The sequence below is a fragment of the Siccibacter colletis genome (genome assembly GCF_000696575.1).
GTDB classification, from domain to species: Bacteria; Pseudomonadota; Gammaproteobacteria; order Enterobacterales; family Enterobacteriaceae; genus Siccibacter; species Siccibacter colletis.
This window is the reverse complement of sequence record NZ_JMSQ01000008.1, coordinates 161,377-185,056: the sequence shown is the minus strand read 5'-3', so window position 1 is coordinate 185,056 and position 23,680 is coordinate 161,377. Positions and strand designations below refer to the sequence as shown.

The 23,680-nt window shown below is 59.9% G+C and carries 19 protein-coding genes and 1 pseudogene; 14 read left to right on the top strand and 6 right to left on the bottom strand.

The window, feature by feature from the left end:
* Positions 1-91: 91 nt before the first annotated feature.
* From dppB to ET34_RS0110935, 7 genes are all read left to right on the top strand, one after another.
* Entirely contained in the window at positions 92-1,111 is a 1,020-nt protein-coding gene (gene dppB / locus ET34_RS0110965) for a dipeptide ABC transporter permease DppB (protein WP_031522002.1), read from the top strand.
* A gap of 9 nt (positions 1,112-1,120) precedes the next feature.
* Positions 1,121-2,023 (top strand): dipeptide ABC transporter permease DppC, encoded by a 903-nt coding sequence (gene dppC, locus ET34_RS0110960; RefSeq protein WP_031522000.1) that lies wholly within the window; start codon positions 1,121-1,123, stop codon positions 2,021-2,023.
* An 11-nt stretch (positions 2,024-2,034) separates the two neighbouring features.
* Entirely contained in the window at positions 2,035-3,027 is a 993-nt protein-coding gene (dppD, locus tag ET34_RS0110955) for a dipeptide ABC transporter ATP-binding protein (protein ID WP_031521998.1), read from the top strand.
* Positions 3,014-4,030: a dipeptide ABC transporter ATP-binding subunit DppF gene (gene dppF, locus ET34_RS0110950; protein WP_031521997.1), complete on the top strand. Its 1,017-nt coding sequence runs from the start codon at positions 3,014-3,016 to the stop codon at positions 4,028-4,030. Before dppD ends, dppF begins: the two co-directional genes overlap by 14 nt.
* A 257-nt stretch (positions 4,031-4,287) precedes the next feature.
* Positions 4,288-4,611, top strand: coding sequence for a helix-turn-helix domain-containing protein (locus ET34_RS0110945; protein ID WP_031521995.1), 324 nt, complete (start codon positions 4,288-4,290; stop codon positions 4,609-4,611).
* Complete coding sequence (locus tag ET34_RS0110940; RefSeq protein ID WP_031521992.1) at positions 4,596-4,907, top strand: HipA N-terminal domain-containing protein; 312 nt, start codon at positions 4,596-4,598, stop codon at positions 4,905-4,907. The genes ET34_RS0110945 and ET34_RS0110940 overlap by 16 nt, the downstream gene beginning before the upstream one ends.
* Positions 4,907-5,950, top strand: coding sequence for a type II toxin-antitoxin system HipA family toxin (locus ET34_RS0110935; protein WP_031521991.1), 1,044 nt, complete (start codon positions 4,907-4,909; stop codon positions 5,948-5,950). The genes ET34_RS0110940 and ET34_RS0110935 overlap by 1 nt, the downstream gene beginning before the upstream one ends.
* Positions 5,951-6,026: 76 nt before the next feature.
* Here ET34_RS0110935 and ET34_RS0110930 read toward each other — a convergent pair whose 3' ends face one another.
* Positions 6,027-6,218 carry a toxin-antitoxin system HicB family antitoxin gene (locus ET34_RS0110930; RefSeq protein WP_031521989.1) on the bottom strand — a complete coding sequence of 64 codons (192 nt, stop codon included), beginning with the start codon at positions 6,216-6,218 and terminating at the stop codon, positions 6,027-6,029.
* A gap of 130 nt (positions 6,219-6,348) precedes the next feature.
* On the opposite strand from ET34_RS0110930, the gene ET34_RS0110925 reads away from it, so the two are divergent.
* A complete protein-coding gene (locus ET34_RS0110925; RefSeq protein WP_031521987.1) occupies positions 6,349-6,873 on the top strand; it encodes a hypothetical protein in 525 nt (174 codons plus the stop codon).
* A 115-nt stretch (positions 6,874-6,988) separates the two neighbouring features.
* Here the strand turns inward: ET34_RS0110925 and vapC are convergent, their stop codons facing one another.
* The 5 genes and pseudogenes from vapC to bcsE form a co-directional block, all read right to left on the bottom strand.
* The gene (vapC, locus tag ET34_RS0110920; protein WP_031521986.1) at positions 6,989-7,393 is read right to left on the bottom strand and encodes a type II toxin-antitoxin system tRNA(fMet)-specific endonuclease VapC; all 405 of its coding nucleotides are present in this window, start codon (positions 7,391-7,393) and stop codon (positions 6,989-6,991) included.
* Positions 7,393-7,623, bottom strand: coding sequence for a type II toxin-antitoxin system VapB family antitoxin (vapB, locus tag ET34_RS0110915; protein WP_031521984.1), 231 nt, complete (start codon positions 7,621-7,623; stop codon positions 7,393-7,395). Before vapB ends, vapC begins: the two co-directional genes overlap by 1 nt.
* A gap of 183 nt (positions 7,624-7,806) precedes the next feature.
* Positions 7,807-9,492, bottom strand: a complete 1,686-nt coding sequence (gene bcsG, locus ET34_RS0110910; RefSeq protein ID WP_031521983.1) for a cellulose biosynthesis protein BcsG — start codon at positions 9,490-9,492, stop codon at positions 7,807-7,809.
* Complete coding sequence (gene bcsF, locus ET34_RS0110905) at positions 9,485-9,679, bottom strand: cellulose biosynthesis protein BcsF (RefSeq protein WP_031521981.1); 195 nt, start codon at positions 9,677-9,679, stop codon at positions 9,485-9,487. The genes bcsG and bcsF overlap by 8 nt, the downstream gene beginning before the upstream one ends.
* Positions 9,676-10,680: pseudogene (gene bcsE, locus ET34_RS0110900) on the bottom strand (cellulose biosynthesis protein BcsE); the annotation flags it as partial. The gene bcsF and the pseudogene bcsE, both read right to left, overlap by 4 nt.
* 8 nt (positions 10,681-10,688) lie before the next feature.
* Here bcsE and bcsA point away from each other — a divergent pair.
* From bcsA to ET34_RS0110870, 6 genes are all read left to right on the top strand, one after another.
* A complete protein-coding gene (bcsA, locus tag ET34_RS0110895) occupies positions 10,689-12,983 on the top strand; it encodes a UDP-forming cellulose synthase catalytic subunit (RefSeq protein WP_236633848.1) in 2,295 nt (764 codons plus the stop codon).
* 10 nt (positions 12,984-12,993) lie between these two features.
* Positions 12,994-15,435 carry a cellulose biosynthesis cyclic di-GMP-binding regulatory protein BcsB gene (gene bcsB, locus ET34_RS0110890; protein ID WP_031521976.1) on the top strand — a complete coding sequence of 814 codons (2,442 nt, stop codon included), beginning with the start codon at positions 12,994-12,996 and terminating at the stop codon, positions 15,433-15,435.
* Positions 15,436-15,445: 10 nt separating this feature from the next.
* Positions 15,446-16,549, top strand: a complete 1,104-nt coding sequence (gene bcsZ / locus ET34_RS0110885; protein ID WP_031521974.1) for a cellulose synthase complex periplasmic endoglucanase BcsZ — start codon at positions 15,446-15,448, stop codon at positions 16,547-16,549.
* Positions 16,531-20,031 (top strand): cellulose synthase complex outer membrane protein BcsC, encoded by a 3,501-nt coding sequence (bcsC, locus tag ET34_RS0110880; protein WP_035891215.1) that lies wholly within the window; start codon positions 16,531-16,533, stop codon positions 20,029-20,031. Before bcsZ ends, bcsC begins: the two co-directional genes overlap by 19 nt.
* A 107-nt stretch (positions 20,032-20,138) precedes the next feature.
* Positions 20,139-22,136: a biofilm formation regulator HmsP gene (gene hmsP, locus ET34_RS0110875; RefSeq protein ID WP_035891212.1), complete on the top strand. Its 1,998-nt coding sequence runs from the start codon at positions 20,139-20,141 to the stop codon at positions 22,134-22,136.
* A gap of 170 nt (positions 22,137-22,306) precedes the next feature.
* Positions 22,307-23,593 carry a dicarboxylate/amino acid:cation symporter gene (locus tag ET34_RS0110870; protein ID WP_031521969.1) on the top strand — a complete coding sequence of 429 codons (1,287 nt, stop codon included), beginning with the start codon at positions 22,307-22,309 and terminating at the stop codon, positions 23,591-23,593.
* Positions 23,594-23,680: the final 87 nt, after the last annotated feature.

The following is a 23,680-nucleotide window of genomic DNA, read 5'->3' as shown; positions in this document are numbered from 1 at the left end:
ATTTTCCCTTCCCTCTGGAAGGGTGAAATACATTTGTGAGCAATACAGACGTAGCGTCCCAGGCGGTACGTCATGAGAGAGAATCCGGGTTATGTTGCAGTTCATCCTCCGACGTCTGGGGCTGGTTATCCCCACGTTTATCGGTATCACCCTTCTCACCTTTGCCTTTGTCCATATGATCCCCGGCGACCCGGTAATGATTATGGCCGGTGAGCGTGGTATCTCCCCTGAACGTCATGCGCAGCTGCTGGCCGAACTTGGCCTTGATAAGCCGCTGTGGCAGCAGTACCTCCACTATATCTGGGGCGTATTGCATGGCGATTTAGGCATCTCACTGAAGAGTCGTCTCCCGGTCTGGGAAGAGTTCGTTCCGCGCTTCCAGGCTACGCTGGAGCTGGGCGTCTGCGCCATGATTTTCGCGGTGGCGGTCGGTATTCCGGTTGGCGTGCTGGCAGCGGTAAAACGCGGCTCCATTTTCGATCATACTGCCGTTGGCCTGGCGCTGACGGGCTACTCCATGCCTATCTTCTGGTGGGGCATGATGCTGATTATGCTGGTCTCGGTGCAGTGGAACCTGACGCCGGTATCCGGGCGCGTCAGCGATATGGTGTTCCTCGACGACACCAACCCGCTCACCGGCTTTATGCTCATCGACACCGCGATCTGGGGCGAAGAGGGCAACTTTATCGACGCCCTGGCGCACATGATCCTGCCGGCGATGGTGCTCGGGACTATCCCGCTGGCGGTGATCGTGCGTATGACCCGTTCAGCGATGCTCGAAGTGCTGGGTGAAGATTACATCCGTACTGCCCGCGCCAAAGGCCTGACCCGCATGCGCGTTATCATCGTCCATGCGCTGCGTAACGCCATGCTGCCAGTGGTGACGGTGATCGGGTTGCAGGTCGGCACTATGCTGGCCGGTGCGATCCTGACCGAAACCATCTTCTCCTGGCCGGGCCTGGGCCGCTGGCTGATTGATGCACTGCAGCGCCGTGACTATCCGGTGGTGCAGGGCGGGGTACTGCTGGTGGCGACGATGATTATTCTCGTTAACCTGCTGGTAGACCTGCTTTACGGCGTGGTGAACCCGCGTATACGTCACAGGAAGTAAGGGACCATCATGTCACAAGTTACAGAAAGCAAATTGGTTTCTGCGCCGGTGCCGATGACGCCCGTGCAGGAGTTCTGGCACTATTTTAAACGCAACAAGGGCGCAGTGATTGGCCTGGTGTACGTGGTGGTGATGATCATCATCGCGGTATTCGCTAACTTTATCGCGCCGCATAACCCGGCGGAGCAGTTCCGCGATGCGCTGCTGGCCCCACCGGTCTGGCAGGACGGCGGCACCTGGGCGCATATCCTCGGCACCGATGACGTGGGCCGCGATGTGATGTCGCGCCTGATGTACGGCGCGCGTCTGTCGCTGCTGGTCGGCTGTCTGGTGGTGGTGCTCTCCCTGATCATGGGTGTGGTGCTCGGCCTGCTGGCCGGTTATTTCGGCGGTATCGTCGATAACATCATCATGCGTATCGTCGATATCATGCTGGCGCTGCCGAGCCTGCTGCTGGCCCTGGTGCTGGTAGCGGTGTTTGGCCCGTCGATCACCAACGCCGCGCTGGCGCTCACCTTCGTGGCGCTGCCGCACTACGTGCGCTTAACCCGCGGCGCGGTGCTGTCGGAAGTGAACCGCGACTACGTGACCGCATCGCGCGTGGCGGGAGCGGGTCCGGTACGCCAGATGTTCGTCAATATTCTTCCTAACTGCCTCGCGCCGCTGATTGTTCAGGCGTCGCTCGGCTTCTCTAACGCCATTCTCGATATGGCCGCCCTGGGCTTCCTTGGCATGGGTGCGCAACCGCCGACGCCGGAGTGGGGCACCATGCTCTCCGACGTATTGCAGTTCGCACAGAGTGCCTGGTGGGTCGTGACCTTCCCCGGTCTGGCGATCCTGCTGACGGTGCTGGCATTTAACCTGATGGGTGACGGGCTGCGTGACGCGCTCGATCCTAAACTCAAGCAGTAGAGAGGCGCGAGATGGCGTTACTGAATGTAGATAAATTATCGGTGCACTTTGGCGACAAAGACGCACCCTTCCGCGCCGTGGACCGTGTGAGTTACAGCGTGGATCAAGGCGAAGTGGTCGGTATCGTGGGCGAATCCGGCTCCGGTAAATCGGTCAGCTCGCTGGCAATCATGGGCCTGATTGATTATCCGGGCCGCGTGATGGCGGATAACCTCGGCTTCAACGGTCAGGATCTTAACCGCATCTCCGAGAAGGAGCGTCGCAACCTGGTGGGTGCCGAAGTGGCCATGATCTTCCAGGACCCGATGACCAGCCTTAACCCGTGCTACACCGTGGGCTACCAGATTATGGAAGCCATCAAGGTGCATCAGGGCGGCAATAAGAAAACCCGTCGTCAGCGCGCTATCGACCTGCTGAACCAGGTAGGTATTCCCGATCCGGCATCGCGTCTGGACGTCTATCCGCACCAGCTCTCCGGCGGGATGAGCCAGCGCGTGATGATCGCGATGGCGATTGCCTGTCGGCCAAAGCTGCTCATTGCCGATGAACCGACGACGGCGCTGGATGTGACCATCCAGGCGCAGATCATTGAGCTGCTGCTGGAGTTGCAGCAAAAAGAGAACATGGCGCTGGTGTTAATCACCCATGACCTCGCGCTGGTGGCTGAAGCAGCACATAAAATTATCGTGATGTATGCCGGCCAGGTGGTGGAAACCGGCGCGGCGCGCGATATCTTCCGCGCCCCGCGTCACCCGTACACCCAGGCGCTGCTGCGTGCGCTGCCGGAGTTTGCCCAGGATAAAGCGCGCCTTGCGTCGCTGCCGGGCGTGGTACCGGGCAAGTATGACCGCCCGAACGGCTGTCTGCTGAACCCGCGCTGCCCCTACGCCACCGACAAGTGTCGCGTTGATGAGCCGGATCTGAACCTGGTCGATAATGGCCGTCAGTCAAAATGTCATTACCCACTCGATGATGCCGGGAGGCCTAACTATGAGTACGCATGAGGCCCTGTCCCCTGTGCTGTTGCAGGCAATCGACCTGAAAAAACATTACCCGGTGAAGAAGGGCATTTTTGCCCCGGAGCGCCTGGTAAAAGCGCTCGACGGCGTGTCGTTCACGCTGGAGCGCGGGAAAACCCTGGCGGTGGTGGGCGAGTCCGGCTGCGGGAAATCGACCCTCGGTCGCCTGCTGACCATGATTGAGATCCCGACCGGCGGCGAGCTCTATTATCAGGGCCAGGATCTGCTTAAGCCTGACGCCACGGCAGAGAAACTGCGCCGTCAGAAAATCCAGATCGTGTTCCAGAACCCGTATGGCTCGCTGAACCCGCGTAAAAAAGTGGGGCAGATTCTGGAAGAGCCGCTGCAGATCAACAGCACGCTGAGCAAGGAGGAGCGCCGCGAGAAAGCGCTGGCGATGATGGCGAAGGTCGGCCTGAAAACCGAGCATTACGACCGCTACCCGCACATGTTCTCCGGCGGCCAGCGTCAGCGTATCGCCATTGCCCGCGGTCTGATGCTGGACCCGGACGTGGTGATCGCCGATGAACCGGTTTCTGCGCTCGACGTCTCCGTGCGTGCGCAGGTGCTGAACCTGATGATGGATTTGCAGCAGGACATGGGCCTGTCTTACGTGTTCATCTCGCACGACCTCTCCGTGGTGGAGCACATCGCCGATGAAGTGATGGTGATGTACCTTGGCCGCTGCGTGGAGAAGGGCACCAAAGATCAGATCTTCTCCAATCCGCGTCATCCGTACACCCAGGCACTGCTCTCCGCAACGCCGCGCCTGAATCCGGACGACCGCCGCGAGCGGATCAAGCTCACCGGTGAGCTGCCAAGCCCGCTGAATCCGCCGCCGGGCTGCGCCTTCAGCGCCCGCTGTCGTCGTCGCTTCGGCCCCTGCACGCAGCTCCAGCCGCAGCTTAAGTCTTACGACGGCCAGCTGGTCGCCTGTTTCGCCGTGGACCAGGACGAGAACGGCGAGAAAGCCGTGCCGCAGCCGTAATACGAGCAGGCTAAACCCCAACCGGAGCACATGCTCCGGTTTTTTTATGCCCGAAACAGGGGCGTCAGGGTTCATATTTGGTCTTAAATTATTATTTAATGCCTGAAAGGGTATTAAATGACCTGTATCGTATTTTTTGGTTCTTATTTGAGCTATATTGATTTATAAAATTTTCTATAGCTCATATTTAAGCTTAATGAAGCGTGCTGGCTTAAATATGAGCTTTTACGGGTAAATTATAACTTCGGGGTTCTTATATGAACGATAACGTCATTACGTCGCTCACATGGAAGCTTCAGTCGGTGAGTGAGGAGCTGAGCAAGATGCGCAGTGAGTTGCTGACGGCAGCCGCTGAAAGTGCGCCCGGCAATACAGCGTCGATTGACGATCTGGCCGCGTTTGGCGCACAGCTTAACGCGCGTCGAAAAGCGCTGGGCATCGATCTGGCACTGCTGGAACTGCAAACCGGGGTGTCGGTTTCGACATTGAAGCGGATATTCAAAGATCCAGAGCAGGTGAAATTTGGCACGGTGGTGGCCGTGGCCCGCGCGCTGGGCGTGACGCTATGCTCCGCCGTGTAACCGTGCGGCTCTATGGAGAACCGGTGGGCGTGCTGGAGCAGAGCGACGCGGGGTTCTGCTTTACCTATCACGCTGATTATCAGGGGCCGCCGCTCTCATTAAGCCTGCCGGTGAGTCAGCGTAGATTTCCGCGCACCACGCTGCATCCTTTTTTTGTTTCTCTCGCGCCGGAAGGCTGGCTGAAGCGCCGTTACAGCCAGATACAGCATCTTGATGAAAAAGATCTGCTGGGGATGCTTATTCATAACGGTAAAAACCTGATTGGTGCGGTCCAGATCGAACCGGAGGAGGCGTAATGGCGCTGTGTCGTATTCTGTTAACGCCGCTCAATGCGCGCGATGAAGCCGCGGGCTATTCAGCGCGTGGCCTGAAGCGGCTCACCGGCACCGGGCGTGCCAGCCCACAGCTTCCCTTTACCCGTAACGAATTTATCAGCGAACTGCCAAAGGCGCAGGCGGGAATGAGCATTTCCGGCTATCAGCCCAAGCTACAGATGATCGTTGAGAAGGGGGTTTTTAACGTAGTGGAGCACCAGGGGGAATACATCCTTAAACCTTCCCCAGCGGAGTTCCCGTTTTTAGCGGAAAACGAACACGCCACCATGACCCTGATGGCGCGGCTTGGGTTTGATGTGCCATCGCACGGCCTGGTGCGATTTACCAAAGCGCAACCTGGCGATCCCGACGAGTATGCCTTCGTCATCCGCCGCTACGATCGTGACGAGCAGGGTAATGCGCTGCATCAGGAGCAACTGGACGCGGCGATGGATATCGGTGAAAAGTACGGCAAAACCGCTGCGGATGGTAAGCAGTATGTCAGCTACGAACGGCTGGCAACCTTTTTACTTGCGAACGTTAACGACAACCTGGCGTTCAAAATCGATCTGTTCCGGCGTATTGCTTATGCATACCTGCTGGGAAACAACGATATGCATCTGCGCAATTTCGGCCTGATCCTGCCGCCGCTCGGCAAGCCTGAACTGGCACCGGTGTATGATTTTGTCAGCGTTGCCCCTTATCCCCCGGTATTTAACAGCGGGTTTCTGGCCCTGCCGCTGCTGCGCTGTGAAGAGGGTGACGGCGAGCTGGCACCGGGAATGAAAACGCAATACGGGGAGTATCTCGGAAAGGATTTTCTGGTGCTCGGTGAAGCAATGGGCCTGGCGAAACCCGTAGTGCTGCGCTTGTTTGCACAGATGCAGAGTGAAGCAAAAACTGTCGAAGCAGTGTATCGCGCCTCGTTTATGCCTGCCGGAGACAGCGAACGCGTGTTGCAGTGCTATCAGCAGCGGTTGAACCGGATGATGAATGTGGATGAGGCTGAGATGGTTGGCACATGAGTCGCAGAACAGGGCAGGGCGGGTAAGCCTGTGCACCCGCCGTGTCGGTGCTGCAGGGTTACAGACTCAGGCTACATTATCCCTTCGGTTCAATCCCTTTTTTCTTCAACGCTTCCCGCGCCAGATTCTTAAACCAGTTGGCAAGACTGATCCCCTGCGCAGCGGCCTCGGCATCAAGCTGCTCGCGTAATGCAGGGTCGATACGCATTTTAAATTGCGGGGCTGGTCCCCCTATTGTCGATTTTTTATCCCTTTTAATCATTGACAAGGGGCCACCTGAAGATTATTTTTCATATCTAAGTGGCCACTTATACTTTATCGGGCCACCATAAACAACGCCCCGGAAGTGCGCCAACACCGCCGGAGCGTCTGACCACAACGTTATGAGGACTAACGCTATGGCTAATGCCGATAGTAACACAAACGCTCGCCCTGAATTTACCCTGCCGGATCACACCCTCGGCTCGACGCTTACCGCATTGATGACCACGCCGCTGGGCGCAAAGCACGATCTTTTTCAGGTGCTGGAAGGCTGTCAGCGCTACGCTGATGAACTGATTGAAACCCACGATATTACCGCGCGCATGGCGCTGTGCGGGCGCCTGCTCGCCGGGATGGAAGTGATGCGGGGGTTACTGGATGCACCATTACCCGCTTACCTGATTGCTCGCTTAACGGTGGAAGATGCTCAGGAGCTGCCTGGTTTGATTGCCTGTGATTCAGAAACGCTACGAGAATATTGCGCTGCGCTGATTCTGATTTTGCTTAATCACCAGGAGTCGCCGGAGCAAGAAAAGATGCTTACTGGCGTTTTGTACGAGCTTATCGATATTCTGGCGCGTGATCTGAAAGCCCCACGTTTTCTGCGAACGCCGACCGGGTTAGTCACGCTGGAAGGTGAGCCGCTGCCGCAGGTTCATTGAGGCTCTTATGTCGGGAAGCAACACTGGTGATGTAACCAATGACGCCCCTGGCGTCATTGGTTCTGATACGTGAAGATGTGATGATAGTTTAAAGTTCGCACCGCCTTATAACAGGTTATCCGGCAATCCAGTCTTCGGTGCGCAACCCTGACACGCGCTCAAACTCCCGCGTGTTGTTCGTTACCACGATCAAGCCCCGGGAACGCGCATGACCGGCGATCATGTTGTCCCAGGCTCCAATAGGGGTTCCTTTTTTAGCGAGGTCAGCCCGGATCTGACCCGTATGCGTAGCGGCATCGTTATCAAACGTAAGCACATCCAGACGGGCAGCAAACCCTTCGACGACGGCCAGGTTTCTTTCCGGGTTTTGTGATTTTTCTGCGCCGTATATCAATTCCATTAGCGTGACGGTGCTGATGCACATTTGTCCGTAATATTTATTGAAAGCGTCACGCACGATCTGCGGTTTATTTTTGATAGTGAAAATGCAGATATTCGTGTCCAGCATAAACTTGAGCATCAAAATTCTTCCCTGGTCTGATCGTCTGGTTGATCCCTGTCAGACATATAGTCCGACGTCACGCTATCGCCGTTGAACCAGGTGTCCCAGCCTTCGCCAGCCGGTGTGATGATCCGGGTTCTGCCGATGGCAACGATTTCTACATTTTTGACATCTTCCGGTAGCGCTACCGCTTTAGGTAAGCGCACGGCCTGGCTGCGATTACTACGAAACACGGTGGTTTTTTCCATCGCTCCTCCTGCGCTGTACGTTTTTTATCCTTATTATCTTAGTGGTGCAATGGGATATGTCAATGGGATATACAAAAGACGACGCTGGATTGAAAGCGCTTCACAGTACGCAAAAAAAAGCCCGACGCGCTTTCACGGGTCGGGCATTGTATTTAGCCGGTCAGGTTACTCCTCACCGGTTCATCACTGCGGATACGGCACCCAGTCGCCGCCGCCCAGGCGCACCCAGGGTTTGCCCTGATACTGCACCACCACGGCGTTAGCGTTTTCCGATACCGGCGCAGACTGCGGCAGGTTGCTGGTCAGCGCGTCCCAGTCCACGCTGTCGGCCACGAAGTTTTTACCGTCCACCGAGCGGGCCACCAGTTCAGAAATTGCCAGGAAGCTGCTCGGCTGGTCGATCTCAATCATACCGCCCTGATGCGGGGCTTTCATGCCGACAAACTTGATGCCGACCGGGACATGGGTAATCGACGGGCTGGGGATATCGCGTAGGCCGGAAACCTGCATTTTGTCCCCGGCCAGCGCTGCGCCGTGCTCCGGCACAATCACCACCATCACTTTACGGCCCGATTTCTCCAGATCCGTCAGGAAGGTGTTGAGCTGGTCGAACAGTTTCTGGGCGCGCAACTTGTAGTCAGCGGTTTTGCTCACGCCCGGCAGGTGGTTGCCGTCGTGCAGCGGCAGCAGGTTGAAGAAGGTCGCGCTACGTGGGTTCTGCGTGCGGTCTTCAGATTTGTTCCAGCGATCCAGCACCGCCGCATCATCATAGATAGGCGAGTTGTCGAACGAGCGCAGGGCGACCGGCAGCCCGCTCTGATCCATCAGCGGAGACTGCATGCCACCGCCTTCGCGGATCTCTTGCAGGAAGTTACCGAACACGCCGTCGTGATCCAGCATCAGGTGCTGCGAGAAGCCCAGCTTCGCCAGATTCTCAAACAGATAGCACTGGTTGCCCGCCGGCTGATAGAGGTTCTTGTGCGACTGCTGACCGCAGCTGGCACGCAGCAGGCGAATCGCCGCCGGGCCGCTGTAGGAGGTGCCGGAATTAAAGTTTTTAAACAGAATATCGAAATGCGACCACAGCGGGTGCGTCATCAGGCCACTGGCTTCGATATCCGCCCAGGCGAGGGAACAGATGTTGATCACCAGCAGCTCAAACGGCTGGGAATCGGCAGGCAGCGCATCCGGGAATCGCGTCTGACGCTTCGCCTCTGAGGCGTAGAAGCTGGTCAGCCAGTTGTTGATGCTCTGGCTGTTTGCCGGAGCAGTCTGGGCCGGAATATCGCCCACCACCGGCGTACCGGCGGCCTGCGCCACGGTATCTGCCGCGCCGCCGCCTGCGGTCGTCATGGTAGTCGTATTTCCCGCGCCCGCGTTCGGCCACAGGGAGATTACCGGGCCGGTGATGGTCAGCACGTTGAGCCAGACCATAATCGCCACCACAAACACCGTTACGCGCAGCCATTGCGAGAGGAACAGCCAGGCGACCAGCAGCACAAACGCCGCGCCGATCATCTGCCAGTTAATGAAGCGCGATACCAGGTCGAGCAGATAATCGGCGCTGAAGCCGGCCACCTGCGACCCCTGGCTGAGCATACTTTGCGGGCCGGGCAGCCAGGTATCGTGCCAGAACAGCGCAAAGCCAACGGGAATGGCGATCCAGTGGCGCAGGCGATGCAGCCGGATATTCGGGATCGGCAGCAGCAGAAACGCCATAAAGACCAGGTTCGCCAGCGCGTGGAAGTTCAGGTAGCCGGTCCACAGCAGGCCAAACTTGAGCAGAAAATAGAAGTTCCAGCCGGAGAGACCGCGCCAGTATGGGAACAGGGGAGTTGGCACCGGGGCCTTTTTCATCTGATTAGTCATGTCGAGGGTCTGCCTTGACTGAGGTCCGGCGCAGGGTGCCGTCCGGCTTAACATAGCGGGGTTTTACAAACACGAGACGCAGGAATGTCGCGATGCGCCGGGAATAGTGGCGCGCCAGGAACCCCAGCGGGAAGAAAATCAGCGCGCACAGCAGCACCAGCTGAACAATATCGGCGAGGGACATCATGCGGACGTGCCTCCATTTGACCCATCGAGCAGCGTGACCGGCTCAGGAATACGCCGCCAGGCGTGACCGTCGTGCTGGGCACGAATAACGGCGCTGATATCGCCGGGGCCGGCCAGCGGTTTGCCCCATTTTTCTGGATTCATATTTCGCATCTGAACAAGTTCCGCCGCGATCTGCGAATCCTCAAACCACACCTTGCGGTTAGAGAAGATGTCGCCAACAGGCAGCGGGAAAATATGGTTTAACGCCGTATCGAGATCGTTGATACGGCAGAACGACAGGAACAGCACCAGCCGCCCGTCACCAAGAGTGACAATATCGCCCATGCGTACCGGACGACACAGCGTCAGCGCCTGTTCGGCGCGGATACCTGGCACCGGACGCAGCGCCACCATCACGCCTTTACCGTCCAGCGGCAGCAGCGGGTTACTCATCAGCGCGCCCACCGCCTGGCAAAAGCCCTGCCACGGCTGATAGCCACGCAGCTTCAGCGGCTGCATGGCATCGAGCAGCAGATTGATGTCCTCCGGCACGTGGCGCGAGAACATCTGGCCCTGCACGCTCTCAATCAGCGTCAGACAGCGCGACAGCGGCGCATTCCACGGGATGATCATGGTCGCGCCGCACCCCAGCAGCAGGCGTTCATCGGTGGCGCGCAGGCTGGCCTGATTTTCGCGCACGATGATTTTCAACGCGGTGCCGCGCTGGCGGCGCAGGGTATGAATATGGCGCGCCAGCCCTTCAATCTGATTATTTTGCGCCAGCGAGAAGATAATGGTGGCGGCCTGAGCGGCACGCGCCTCGCTGAACAGCATTTCGTTATTGTCGAACAGCAGCCAGTTTTCAGAAAGCGGCGGGGCGCCTTCCAGCACGGCAACATGGCTTAACACCTGTTTTTCATCGCTGCGCGGCTGCGGGGCGCTCTCTTCTTTTGGTACCACGCGCCAGCCTGCGGTGGCGGAGGCCGCCAGTTGCACCTGCTGTTGGGCGCTGACGCTCCGTATCGCGGCTGCAACGCCTGCGTCTGCGCTATCACACCTGGCTTGAGACGCTGCCGCAGCGTTTCAATGAGGACACGCAGCATCTGGATGACAAGAAAGAGCTGGGCCATCTCAGCCAGACCGCGCGCAAGATAGTGCTGGGCGTCATCGTGGTGTTTTCGCTGATCCTGGCGATTCTCTGCGTCACCCAGCCGTTTAACCCGCTGGCGCAGTTCACTTTCCTGATCCTGCTGTGGGGCATTGCCATGCTGGTGCGCCGCATTCCGGGGCGCTTCTCGGCGCTGATGCTGATCGTGCTGTCGCTCACCGTCTCCTGCCGCTACATCTGGTGGCGCTATACCTCGACCCTGAACTGGAATGACCCGGTCAGCCTGGTGTGCGGTCTGGTGCTGCTGTTTGCCGAAACCTACGCGTGGATCGTGCTGGTGCTGGGCTATTTCCAGGTGATCTGGCCGCTCAACCGCCAGCCGGTGCCGCTGCCGAAAGATATGAGCACCTGGCCGTCGGTAGATATTTTTGTGCCGACCTATAACGAAGATCTGAACGTGGTGAAAAACACCATTTACGCCTCGCTCGGCATCGACTGGCCGAAGGACAAGCTGCAGATCTGGTTGCTGGATGATGGCGGGCGCGAGGAGTTTAAGGAGTTCGCCCACACCGTCGGGGTGAACTACATCGCCCGTACCGAACACAATCACGCCAAGGCGGGCAATATCAACAACGCCCTGAAGTATGCGAAGGGTGATTTCGTCTCTATCTTCGACTGTGACCACGTGCCGACGCGCTCTTTCCTGCAACTCACGATGGGCTGGTTCATTAAGGACAAGAAGCTGGCGATGATGCAGACGCCGCACCACTTCTTCTCGCCGGACCCGTTCGAACGTAACCTGGGCCGCTTCCGCCAGACGCCGAACGAAGGCACGCTGTTCTACGGCCTGGTGCAGGACGGGAACGACATGTGGGACGCGACCTTCTTCTGCGGCTCCTGTGCCGTGATTCGCCGTGGCCCGCTGGATGAGATCGGCGGCATTGCGGTAGAAACCGTGACCGAAGATGCCCACACCTCGCTGCGTCTGCACCGCCGCGGCCACACCTCGGCCTACATGCGTATTCCGCAGGCGGCGGGGCTGGCGACGGAAAGTCTCTCATCGCACATCGGGCAGCGTATTCGCTGGGCGCGCGGCATGGTGCAGATCTTCCGTCTCGATAACCCGCTGTTTGGTAAAGGGCTGAAGCTGGCCCAGCGGCTGTGCTACGTCAACGCCATGTTCCACTTCCTGTCCGGGATACCGCGGCTGATCTTCCTGACCGCCCCGCTGGCGTTTCTGCTGCTGCACGCCTATATCATCTATGCCCCGGCGATCATGATTGCGCTGTTTGTACTGCCGCACATGATGCACGCCAGCCTGACGAACTCGAAAATCCAGGGGAAATATCGCCACTCGTTCTGGAGTGAGATCTACGAAACGGTGCTGGCCTGGTATATCGCCCGGCCGACGATGGTGGCGCTGTTTAACCCGCATAAAGGGAAGTTCAACGTGACCGCCAAAGGCGGACTGGTTGAGAGCGAATACATCGACTGGGTTATTTCGCGTCCCTATCTCTGGCTGGTGGTGATTAACCTGGTGGGGGTGGGCTTCGGCATCTGGCGCTACTTCGCCGGGCCGGAGAACGAAACCCTGACCGTGCTGGTGAGCCTGCTGTGGGTGTTCTACAACCTGATTATCCTCGGCGGCGCGGTGGCGGTGTCGGTGGAAAGCAAGCAGGTACGCCGCGCGCACCGCGTCGAAATCCGCATGCCGGCGGCCATTGCCCGCGATGACGGCCATCTCTTCTCCTGTACCGTGCACGACTTCTCGGATGGCGGTATCGGCGTGAAGATCAACGGGCAGGCGCAGATGCTGGAAGGGCAGAAGGTTAACCTGCTGCTCAAGCGCGGCCCGCAGGAGTACGTGTTCCCGGCGCAGGTGATGCGCGTGTTCGGCTCTGAAGTCGGGCTGCAGCTCGGGCAGCTCACGACGCAGCAGCATATCGATTTTGTTCAGTGCACCTTTGCGCGCGCCGACACCTGGGCGCTCTGGCAGGACAGTTTCCCGGAGGATAAACCTCTGGAGAGCCTGCTCGACATTCTCAAAATGGGATTCCGGGGCTATCGCCATCTGGCCGAGTTCGCCCCTGCGTCGTTGAAACTGGTTTTCCGTACTCTCACCACGCTGGTTGCCTGGATTGTCTCTTTTATTCCCCGTCGCCCGGCGCGTGCGGTGGCGGAGGAGTATCCCGGTCCGGTTATGGCTCAACAATGATGACAACGCGATGAAAAGAAAAATATCCTGGATTTGTGCAGTGGCGGTAGGGATGAGCGCTGTTCCTGCCTTAACAAGTTATGCAGCGCCGGGCGTGGTTCCGGCCAATCCTGCTGCCACCGCTGCGCCAGCGGCGCCGGCCGTCGCGCCCGCCACTCAGGGGATCGTGACGCCGGATCAGACGCGCACGGAAAACCTGACGCCGGCCACGCCAACGGCCAATGCTGTCGGAGCGGCGACCGGGGTCACTGCGCCGCAACAGGGCCAGGTGCAGCCCGGCGTGATCCGCGCCGGTGCGCCGGTGGTTGCCCAGAATGCGCCGACGCGGGATGTCACCCTGAGCTTCGCGCAAATCGCGCCGCCGCCGGGCAGCATGGTATTGCGCGGCACCAACCCGAACGGGGCGATTGAGTTCGGCATGCGCAGCGATGAGGTGATCTCCTCCGCGATGCTGAATCTGGAATACACGCCGTCGCCATCGCTGCTGCCGACGCAGTCTCAGCTCAAGGTGTATCTCAACGATGAACTGATGGGCGTCCTGCCGGTCACCCGCGAGCAGCTCGGTAAGAAGACGACGGCGCAGATGCCGATCGATCCGCTCTACATCACCGATTTCAACCGCGTGCGGCTGGAGTTCGTCGGCCACTATCGCGACGTGTGCGAAAACCTCTCCAGCTCCACGCTGTGGATGGACGTGGGCCGCAACAGCGCCCTGAACCTGACCTATCAGCGCCTGGCGCTGCAGAACGACCTCTCCCACTTCCCGGTGCCGTTCTTTGATGCGCGCGATACCCGCCGCGTCGATCTGCCGGTGGTGTTCGCCGCTTCGCCAAACCTGGCGCAGCAGCAGGCGGCGGCGATTGTCGCCTCGTGGTTCGGCTCGCGCGCGATGTGGCGCGGTCAGAGCTTCCCGACGCTGTTCAACCAGCTCCCGGACCGCAACGCCATCGTGTTTGCCACCAACGATAATCGCCCGGATTTCCTGCGCGACCATCCGGCGGTCGATGCGCCAACCATCGAAATGATGAACCACCCGGATAACCCTTACGTGAAGCTGCTGGTGGTGATGGGGCGTGACGACAAGGATCTGGTGCAGGCCGCCAAAGGTATCGCCCAGGGCAACGTGTTGTTCCGCGGCTCGAAAGTGGTGGTCAACGACGTTAAACCGCTGCTGCCGCGTCAGCCCTACGATGCGCCAAACTGGGTGCGTACCGATCGCGCCATTACCTTTGGCGAGCTGAAGACGTACGAGGAACAGCTGCAGTCGAGTGGCCTGGAGCCGGCCGCCATTAACCTGACGCTTAACCTGCCGCCGGATCTCTATCTGCTGCGCAGCAACGGTATTGATATGAAGCTCAACTACCGTTACACCACGCCGCCGACCAATGACAATTCGCGCATGGACATCAGCCTCAACAACCAGTTCCTGCAGTCTTACAGCCTGGCGACCAAAGACGAAACCAACCGTCTGCTGCTGCGTCTGCCGGTGTTGCAGGGACTGCTGGATGGTAAAACCGAAGTATCGATCCCGGCGCTGCGTCTTGGAGCCATCAACCAGCTGCGCTTCGACTTCCAGTACGCGAATCCGATGCCGGGTGGCACAGTTGATAACTGCGTCACCGTACAGCCGGTGCAGAACCGCGTAGTGGTGGCCGATGATTCCACTATCGACTTCTCGAAATACCATCACTTCATCGCCATGCCGGACCTGCGCTCGTTCGCGAACGCCGGTTTCCCGTTCAGCCGCATGGCCGATCTCTCGGACACCACGATTGTCGTGGCGAAACAGCCGAGCGCCGCACAGGTTACCGCGCTGCTGGATGCCGTGGCTAATGTGGGTGGGCAGACCGGTTTCCCGGCGGTTAACCTTAATATCACCGACGATGGCAGCAAGGTGCAGGGCAGCGACGACGATATCCTGATCGTCGGCACGCTCCCCGAGCAGTTGAAGGATGAGAAACGCATCGATCTGCTGGTGGAGGCGACCCGCAGCTGGGTGAAAACGCCGCAGCGCGAGCCGTCCCTGTCGGGCATCATGCCGGACGACAAAGATCGCACCGCAGACGTGCAGACCACCGTCACCTCTGATGCGCCAATGGCAGCGGTGATCGGCTTCCAGTCGCCGTTTAACGATCAGCGCAGCGTCGTGGCCCTGCTGGCCGACAGCCCGCGCGGGTATGAACTGCTTAACGACGCGCTGAACGACAGCGGCAAACGCGCCGCGATATACGGCTCGGTTGCCGTTATCCGTGAGTCCGGCGTTAACAGCCTGCGCGTGGGTGACGTTTACTACGTTGGCCACTTGCCGTGGTTCGACCGCATCTGGTATGCCTTCGCGAACCATCCGATTCTGCTGGCGATCTTTGCGGCGATCAGCGTGCTGCTGCTGGCCTGGGTACTGTGGCGTCTGCTGCGTATTCTGAGCCGCCGCCGCCTCGATCCGCATGACTAAGGTGATGACCATGAAAGCGCGCTGGCTGGTAATGGCGGTATTAATGATGCTGGCGGCGCCGCTGCGCGCGGCCTGCACCTGGCCTGCCTGGGAGCAGTTCAAAACCGACTACGTCAGTGAGGATGGCCGGGTGATCGACCCGGCCGATGCTCGCCAGATCACCACCTCGGAAGGGCAGAGCTATGCGCTGTTCTTCGCGCTGGTCGCTAACGACCGGGCGGCGTTCGATAAGCTGCTGGGCTGGACGCAGGACAACCTGGCGCAGGGCTCGCTCAACGAGCACCTCCCCGCCTGGCTGTGGGGCCGTAAGGATGAAAACAGCTGGGCGGTGCTGGATACCAATTCGGCGTCCGACGGCGACCTGTGGATTGCGTATTCGCTGCTGGAAGCGGGGCGGCTGTGGAAACACCAGGACTACACCACGCTCGGTAGCGCCCTGCTGGCACGCATCGCGCGCGAAGAGGTGGTGAAGGTGCCGGGGCTGGGGCTGATGCTGCTGCCGGGTAAAGTTGGCTTCGCCGATAAAACCGACTGGCGCTTTAACCCAAGCTACCTGCCGCCGCAGCTGGCGATGTATTTCACCCGCTTCGGCCTGCCCTGGACCACGCTGCGTGAAACCAACCTGCGGCTGCTGCGTGAAACCGCGCCGAAGGGCTTCTCACCGGACTGGGTAAGCTGGAAAAAGGATAAGGGCTGGCAGCTGAAAACCGATAAACCGCTTATCAGCAGCTACGATGCCATTCGCGTCTATATGTGGGTCGGCATGATGCATGACAAAGATCCGCAGAAGGCCCGCCTGCTGGCGCGGCTTAAAGGCATGGCGTCCCGCACCCAGCAGCACGGCCTGCCGCCGGAAAAAGTGAACGTCGTGAGCGGTGCCGTGCAGGGTGACGGCCCGGTCGGCTTCTCCGCAGCGATGCTGCCGTTCCTGCAGGACAGAGATGCTCAGGCGCAGCAGCGGCTGCGCGTCGTGGATAACTTCCCGGCGAAAGACGCCTATTACAACTATGTCCTTGCCCTGTTCGGTCAGGGCTGGGACCAGTACCGTTATCGTTTTACTGCACGGGGTGAGTTACAACCTCAGTGGGGCCAGCAATGCGCAAGTTCACATTAACGCTGTTGTCGATCGCGCTGGGTATGAGCCTGGCGCCGCAGGCGCTTGCCGCGCCTTCTGCACAGCAGCAGCTGCTGGAGCAGGTTCGGCTCGGCGAGGCGACCAAACGCGACGACCTGGTGCGCCAGTCGCTCTACCGGCTTGAGCTGATGGACCCGGATAATCCGGATGTGATCGCCGCACGGCTGCGCTACACCCTGCGTCAGGGCGATACCGCCCAGGCGCAAAAGCAGCTCGATCGCCTGAAAACACTGGCACCGGAATCGGAAGCGTATCGCACCTCGCGTACCGCTCTGGCGCTTTCCGCGCCGGAAGGGCGTCAGGCGCTGCAGCAGGCGCGGCTGCTCTCCACCTCAGGGCGTAACGCAGAGGCGATCGCTGCCTATGACACGCTGTTCGGCGGCCCGCCGCCGGGCGGTGAGCTCGGGGTCGAGTACTGGACGCTGGTGGCCCGTGAACCGGCGCGCCGCAACGAAGCCATTACCCGCCTGAAAGCGCTGAATGCCAGCGAGCCGGGCAACAACACCCTGCAAGCCAGCCTCGCGCAGCTGCTGTTCTCCAGCGGGCAGCCCGATGAAGGCTACGCCGTGCTGGAGCAGATGGCGCGCTCCAGCACCGGACGAGAAACCGCCGCTACCCTCTGGTATCAGCAGTTACAGGGCGCACCGGCCAGCCCGCAGAGTGTTGCCGCGCTCCAGCGTTTCCTTGCGGTGTTCTCCTCCGGAGAAACCGTCGATAAAGCCCGTACCCAGCTGGCGCAGCAGCAGAGCCAGCTGGCCGACCCGGCGTTTCGCGCACGGGCGCAGGGGCTGGCGGATGTGGATACCGGACAGGGCGCTGCCGCCGTGGCACCGCTGGAAGCGGCCATCAGTGCCGGACAGAACGACAGCGAAACCGTGGGCGCGCTCGGTCAGGCGTATTCCCAACAGGGCAACCGCGCCCGCGCCGTGCAGCAGTTTGAGAAAGCCATTGCGATGGACCCGCAGAGCAGCAGCCGCAGCAAGTGGGACAGCCTGTTGCAGACCAACCGCTACTGGCTGTTGATCGAGCAGGGCGATGCGGCGCTGAAAGCCAACGACATCGCCGGCGCGGAGCGTAAATACCAGCAGGCGCGCAGCGTGGACAATACCGACAGCTATGCGGTGCTTGGCCTGGGTGACGTGGCGGTGGCGCGTAAAGACGATGCTGCTGCCGAGCGCTTCTACCAGCAAACCCTGCGCATGGATGCCAGCAACAGCAATGCGGTGCGCGGTCTGGCGAACGTTTATCGTCGCCAGTCGCCGGAACGCGCCGAAGCGTTTCTCGCCAGCCTTAACGCCAGCCAGCGTCGTAGCGTGGATGACATCGCCCGCAGCCTGAACAACGACCGACTGGAGCAGCAGGCCGCGGCGCTGGAAAACGCCGGGCGCTTTGCTGAGGCGGCGCAGGTGCAGCGCCAGCGTCTGCAGCTCGACCCTGGCAGCGTGTGGATCACTTACCGGCTGGCGCAGGATCTCTCTGCCGCCGGGCAGCGCAGCGAGGCTGATGCGCTGTTCCGCACCCTGGCGCAGCAGAAACCCGCCGACCCGGAGCAGGTCTATGCTTACGGGCTGTATCTCTCCGGCAGCGACCGCGAGCAGGCCGCGCTGAATCATCTCAACACCCTGCCGCGCAGCCAGTGGAACGCCAATATTACCGAGCTGGCGGACCGCATTCAGAGCAATCAGCTGCTGGCGAAGGCGAATCGACTGCGCGACAGCGGCGACGAGGCGCAAGCCATTGCGCTGCTGCGCCAGCAGCCGCCCTCCGATCGCATCGACCTGACGCTCGCCGACTGGGCGCAGCAGCGGGGCGATAACGCGGAAGCCAAAGCGCAGTACCAGAACGTGCTGGCCCGCACGCCGCAGAGCGACGATGCCCGTCTCGGTATCGCTGAAGTGCTGGCGGCGGAGCATGACAATGCAGCAGCCCAGGCGCAGCTGGCGAAGCTGACCTCGCAGCAGCGCAGCGAGCCGCTGACCCTTAACAGCCAGCGCCGTATCGCCATGGTGCAGGCCGCCACCGGCGAGCAAGCCGCGGCACAGCAGACCTTCAGCCAGATTGTGCCCCAGGCGAAAGCGATGCCGCCTTCGCAGGAGAGCGCGCTGGTGCTGCGTGATGCTGCGCGGTTGCAGGGTCAAAACCAGCAGGGCCAGCAGGCGCTGGAAACCTGGCGCGATGCGATGGTGGCGGGCGGCATCACCACGCAACGCCCGGCAGACAACGACAGCTTCACGCGCCTGACGCGCAACGATGAGAAAGATGACTGGCTGAAGCGCGGCATTCGCAGCGATGCAGCGGACCAGTATCGCCAGCAGGACGTGAACGTCACCCTGATGCATGACTACTGGGGTTCAAGCGGTACGCCGGGCTACTCCGATCTGGAAGCGCATACCACCATGCTGCAGGCGGACGCGCCGCTGTACGACGGACGCATGTTCTTCCGCAGCGATATGGTGAATATGGACGTCGGGCAGTTCGGCACCGACAGCAGCGGGCAGTACCGTGAAGACTGGGGCACCTGCGCCGAAACCTACTGTAGCGGGCGCACCAACCAGAGCGCGCGCGGGGCCAGCGTCGCCGTCGGCTGGCGTAACGATACCTGGGATATGGACATCGGCACCACGCCGATGGGCTTCAAAGTGGTGGATGTGGTTGGCAGCCTGAGCTACAGCAGCGATCTCGGCCCGCTCGGCTATACCCTCAACGCCCATCGTCGCCCGATCTCCAGCTCAATGCTGGCGTTCGCCGGGCAAACCGATCCGAACAACAACACCACCTGGGGCGGCGTGCGCGCCACCGGCGGTGGGGTGAGCCTGAGCTATGACAAGGGCGAGGCGCACGGCGTGTGGTCGAGCCTGAGCGCCGACTCGCTCAACGGTAAGAACGTGGAAGATAACTGGCGCGTGCGCTGGATGACCGGCTACTACTACAAGCTGGTCAATGAGAATAACCGCCGTGTCACCGTCGGCCTGAATAACATGGTGTGGCGCTACGATAAGGATCTGAGCGGTTACAGCCTCGGCCAGGGCGGCTACTACAGCCCGCAGGAGTACGTGTCGTTCGCCGTGCCGGTGGTATGGCGTCAGCGCACCGACAACTGGTCGTGGGAGCTGGGCGGGTCGGTCTCCTGGTCGCACTCGAAAACCAATACCCAGCCGCGCTACCCGATCAAGAGCCTGATCCCGGCGCCGGTGGCGAATGACAATCCGCGTCTGAGCCGCTTTACCGATAAGTTCGCGCCGGAAGAGGGCAGCAGCAGTTCCGGTGTAGGTTATACGGCAAGAGCTTTGATTGAGCGGCGAATTTCGTCGAACTGGTCGATTGGTGCCGGGATTGATATCCAGGAAGCCAAAAACTATACGCCAAGCCACGCATTAATTTTCGTGCGATACTCTCAGGCTGGCTGGCAGGGCGACATGGATATGCCGCCGCAGCCGCTGGTGCCGTACGCTGACTGGTAAAACGGATTAATCTGTCTGACGTCGCGCGCTAAAATGCCATCCCGATGCGATATACTCTGCCGCGGCAGGACGCTTCCTGCCCGGCGGTGTATCAATGGAGAGTAAACTTGCGAGTCAGTCGTTCATTAACGATCAAACAGATGGCGATGGTGGCAGCCGTTGCCGTGGTGTTTATTTTTATTTTTCTCGTGATCCAGCTCTTTCACTTCGTGCAACAGAGCCGCTATAACACGGCCACGCAAATGGAAAGCATCGCCCGCTCGGTGCGCCAGCCGCTCTCTACCGCCATCCTGAAAGCCAATATTCCCGAAGCGGAAGCTATCCTGAATGCCATTCAGCCCACGGGCATTGTTGCCCGCGCCGATGTGGTGTTACCCAATCAGTTCCAGGCGCTGCGCGTGCGCTTCCTGCCCGAGCGCCCGGTGCCGGTGATGGTGGCGCGGCTGTTTGAGCTTCCGGTGCAGATATCGCTCCCGCTCTATTCCACCGAGCGGCCCGGCAACCCGCAGCCGCTGGCTTATCTGGTGCTGCAGGCCGACTCCTGGCGCATGTATAAATTTATCCTCAGCACGCTCTCGACGCTGGTGACGACCTATTTTCTGCTGGCGCTAATTCTGACGGTCGCCATTACCTGGTGCATCAACCGCCTGATCGTCCACCCGCTCCGGCGTATTGCCCGCGAGCTTAATCATCTTGACGCCCAGGATGCCGCCGGGCACCAGCTGGCGCTGCCGCGCCTGCATCATGATGATGAAATCGGCATGCTGGTGCGCAGCTACAACCGCAATCAGCAGATGGCGATGCGCCAGTATGACGAGATGAACACCCGGACCATGCGTTTTCCGGTGACGTCACTTCCCAACAAAGCGCTGCTGATGGCGATGCTGGAGCAGTCGGTCATCGGCAGCCAGACCACCGCCGTGATTGTGGTGGCCTGCGAAACGTTGCAGGACGCCGCCGGCGCGCTGAATGATGAGCAGCGGGAGCTGCTGCTGCGCCAGCTGGCAGAAAAAATGAAAGCGCAGCTGATGCCGCGCATGATGCTGGCCCAGGTCAGCCACTACGACTTTGCGATCCTCGCCCACGGCGTGCGCGAGCCGTGGCAGGCGATGTCCCTGAGCCAGAAACTGATGACGGCGCTCAACGAGCCGGTGGCGCTGGAAAACAGCGCGCTGCGCCCTACCGCCAGTATCGGTATCGCGATGTACTACGGCGACACCAGTGCCGAGCAACTCTATCGCCGGGCGGTATCGGCGGCGCTCAGCGCGCGCCGCGCCGGTAAAAACCAGATCCAGTTCTTCGATGAACAGCAGCTGACCGAGGCGCAGCAGCGTCTTACCGAAGAGAGCGATCTGTTGAACGCCCTCGACAATCAGGCCTTCGCCATCTGGCTTCAGCCTCAGGTGGCGCTGAAAACCGGTGAGGTGGTAAGCGCTGAAGTGCTGCTGCGTCAGCGCCAGCCGGACGGCGAGTGGGTGCTGCCGGACGATCTGATTGAACGCATCGAATCCTCCGGGCTGATGGTGCATATCGGCAGCTGGATCCTCGAAGAGTCCTGCCGTCTGCTGGCCGCCTGGCAACGCCGCGGCATCATGATGCCGCTGTCAGTCAATATTTCCGCCCTGCAACTGCTGCACGACGATATGGTGGCCTCGGTGATGGAGCTGCTGCATCGCTACCATATCGAGCCGGGCACCCTGATTCTGGAAGTGACAGAGAGCCGCCGGATTGACGATCCTGACGCGGCGGTCGCGATTCTGCGTCCGCTGCGCCATGCCGGCGTGAAAGTGGCGCTGGACGATTTCGGCATGGGCTATGCCAGCCTGCGCCAGCTGCACCGCATGAAATCGCTGCCGCTGGACGTGATTAAAATCGATAAAAACTTCATCAACGATCTGCCGGACGACAGCTGCATGGTGCGGGCCATCATCAACCTGGCGCACAGTCTGCAATTGAGTGTGATTGCCGAAGGGGTGGAAAATGCAGCGCAGCGCCAGTGGCTGATTGATGAAGGCGTGGAGGTGGCGCAGGGCTACCTGTTCGCCCGCGCGCTTCCTCCGGCGCAGTTTGAAGCCGATTTTCTACCCGCTTCGCACCAGGCATAAACGCCGGGGTAACTCCAGCCGAGCTGGCGCGAGTCAGCTCAAGCTTTTAACATTTTCGTTTCAAACGAGCATCACTCTTATTTCTGCTGCCTTTTTCGGGTGGTACTTTTAGCGCCCAGGCGAACAACCATAATCCGCGCCTGTGGAATTCCCTCTCAAGGACACCCCCTATGAAATTGTCGATTTTTAAAAGTCTCTATTTCCAGGTCCTGACCGCCATCGCTATTGGTATTCTCCTAGGCCACTACTACCCGGAACTGGGCGCTGCGATGAAACCGCTCGGTGACGGTTTCGTTAAGCTGATTAAAATGATTATCGCCCCGGTGATTTTCTGTACCGTGGTGACCGGCATTGCCGGCATGGAGAGCATGAAAGCGGTCGGGCGCACCGGTGCCGTCGCGCTGCTCTATTTTGAAATCGTCTCTACGCTGGCGCTGATCCTCGGTCTGGTGATCGTCAATATCGTTCAGCCGGGCGCGGGCATGAATGTCGATCCTGCGACGCTGGATGCCGGTGCGGTGGCGGTGTATGCCGAGCAGGCGAAGCAGCAGGGTATTGTCGCCTTCCTGCTGGATGTTATTCCGGCGAGCGTGATTGGTGCGTTTGCCAGCGGGAATATACTGCAGGTGCTGCTGTTCGCGGTGCTGTTTGGCTTCGCGCTGCATCGCCTCGGCCATAAAGGCCAGCTGATTTTCAACGTGATTGAGAGTTTCTCGCAGGTCATTTTTGGCATCATCAATATGATCATGCGCCTCGCGCCCATCGGCGCATTCGGGGCAATGGCGTTTACCATCGGTAAATATGGCGTCGGCTCGCTGGTACAGCTCGGCCAGCTGATCCTCTGCTTCTACCTCACCTGCATCCTGTTTATCGTGCTGGTGCTGGGCAGCATCGCGCGCGCCACCGGCTTCAGCATCTTTAAGTTCATCCGCTATATCAAAGAAGAGCTGCTGATCGTGCTGGGTACTTCCTCGTCGGAGTCGGTACTGCCGCGTATGCTGGTGAAGATGGAAAAACTGGGCTGCCGTAAGTCGGTGGTGGGGCTGGTGATCCCGACCGGCTACTCGTTCAATCTCGACGGTACTTCCATCTATCTGACAATGGCGGCGGTGTTTATCGCTCAGGCGACCAACAGCCACATGGATATCTTCCATCAGATCACGCTGCTGGTGGTGTTACTGCTCTCTTCCAAAGGGGCGGCGGGGGTGACCGGCAGTGGCTTTATCGTGCTGGCGGCGACCATCTCGGCGGTGGGTCACCTGCCGGTGGCCGGGCTGGCGCTGATCCTCGGTATCGACCGCTTTATGTCCGAAGCGCGTGCGCTCACTAACCTGGTGGGGAATGGCGTGGCGACGGTAGTGGTATCGAAATGGGTGAAAGAGCTGGATGAAACGCAGCTCCAGGATACCCTTAATAATCGTACTGAGCGCACAGAAGCCCGCGAAATTTCCTCCTGATTTCATCATATTGCCTGCAGCCGCTTGCCCTGGCTGCGGGCTCCTGCGCATAATTGGCTTTATTTTTCGCTTCAACCGTCGATATAT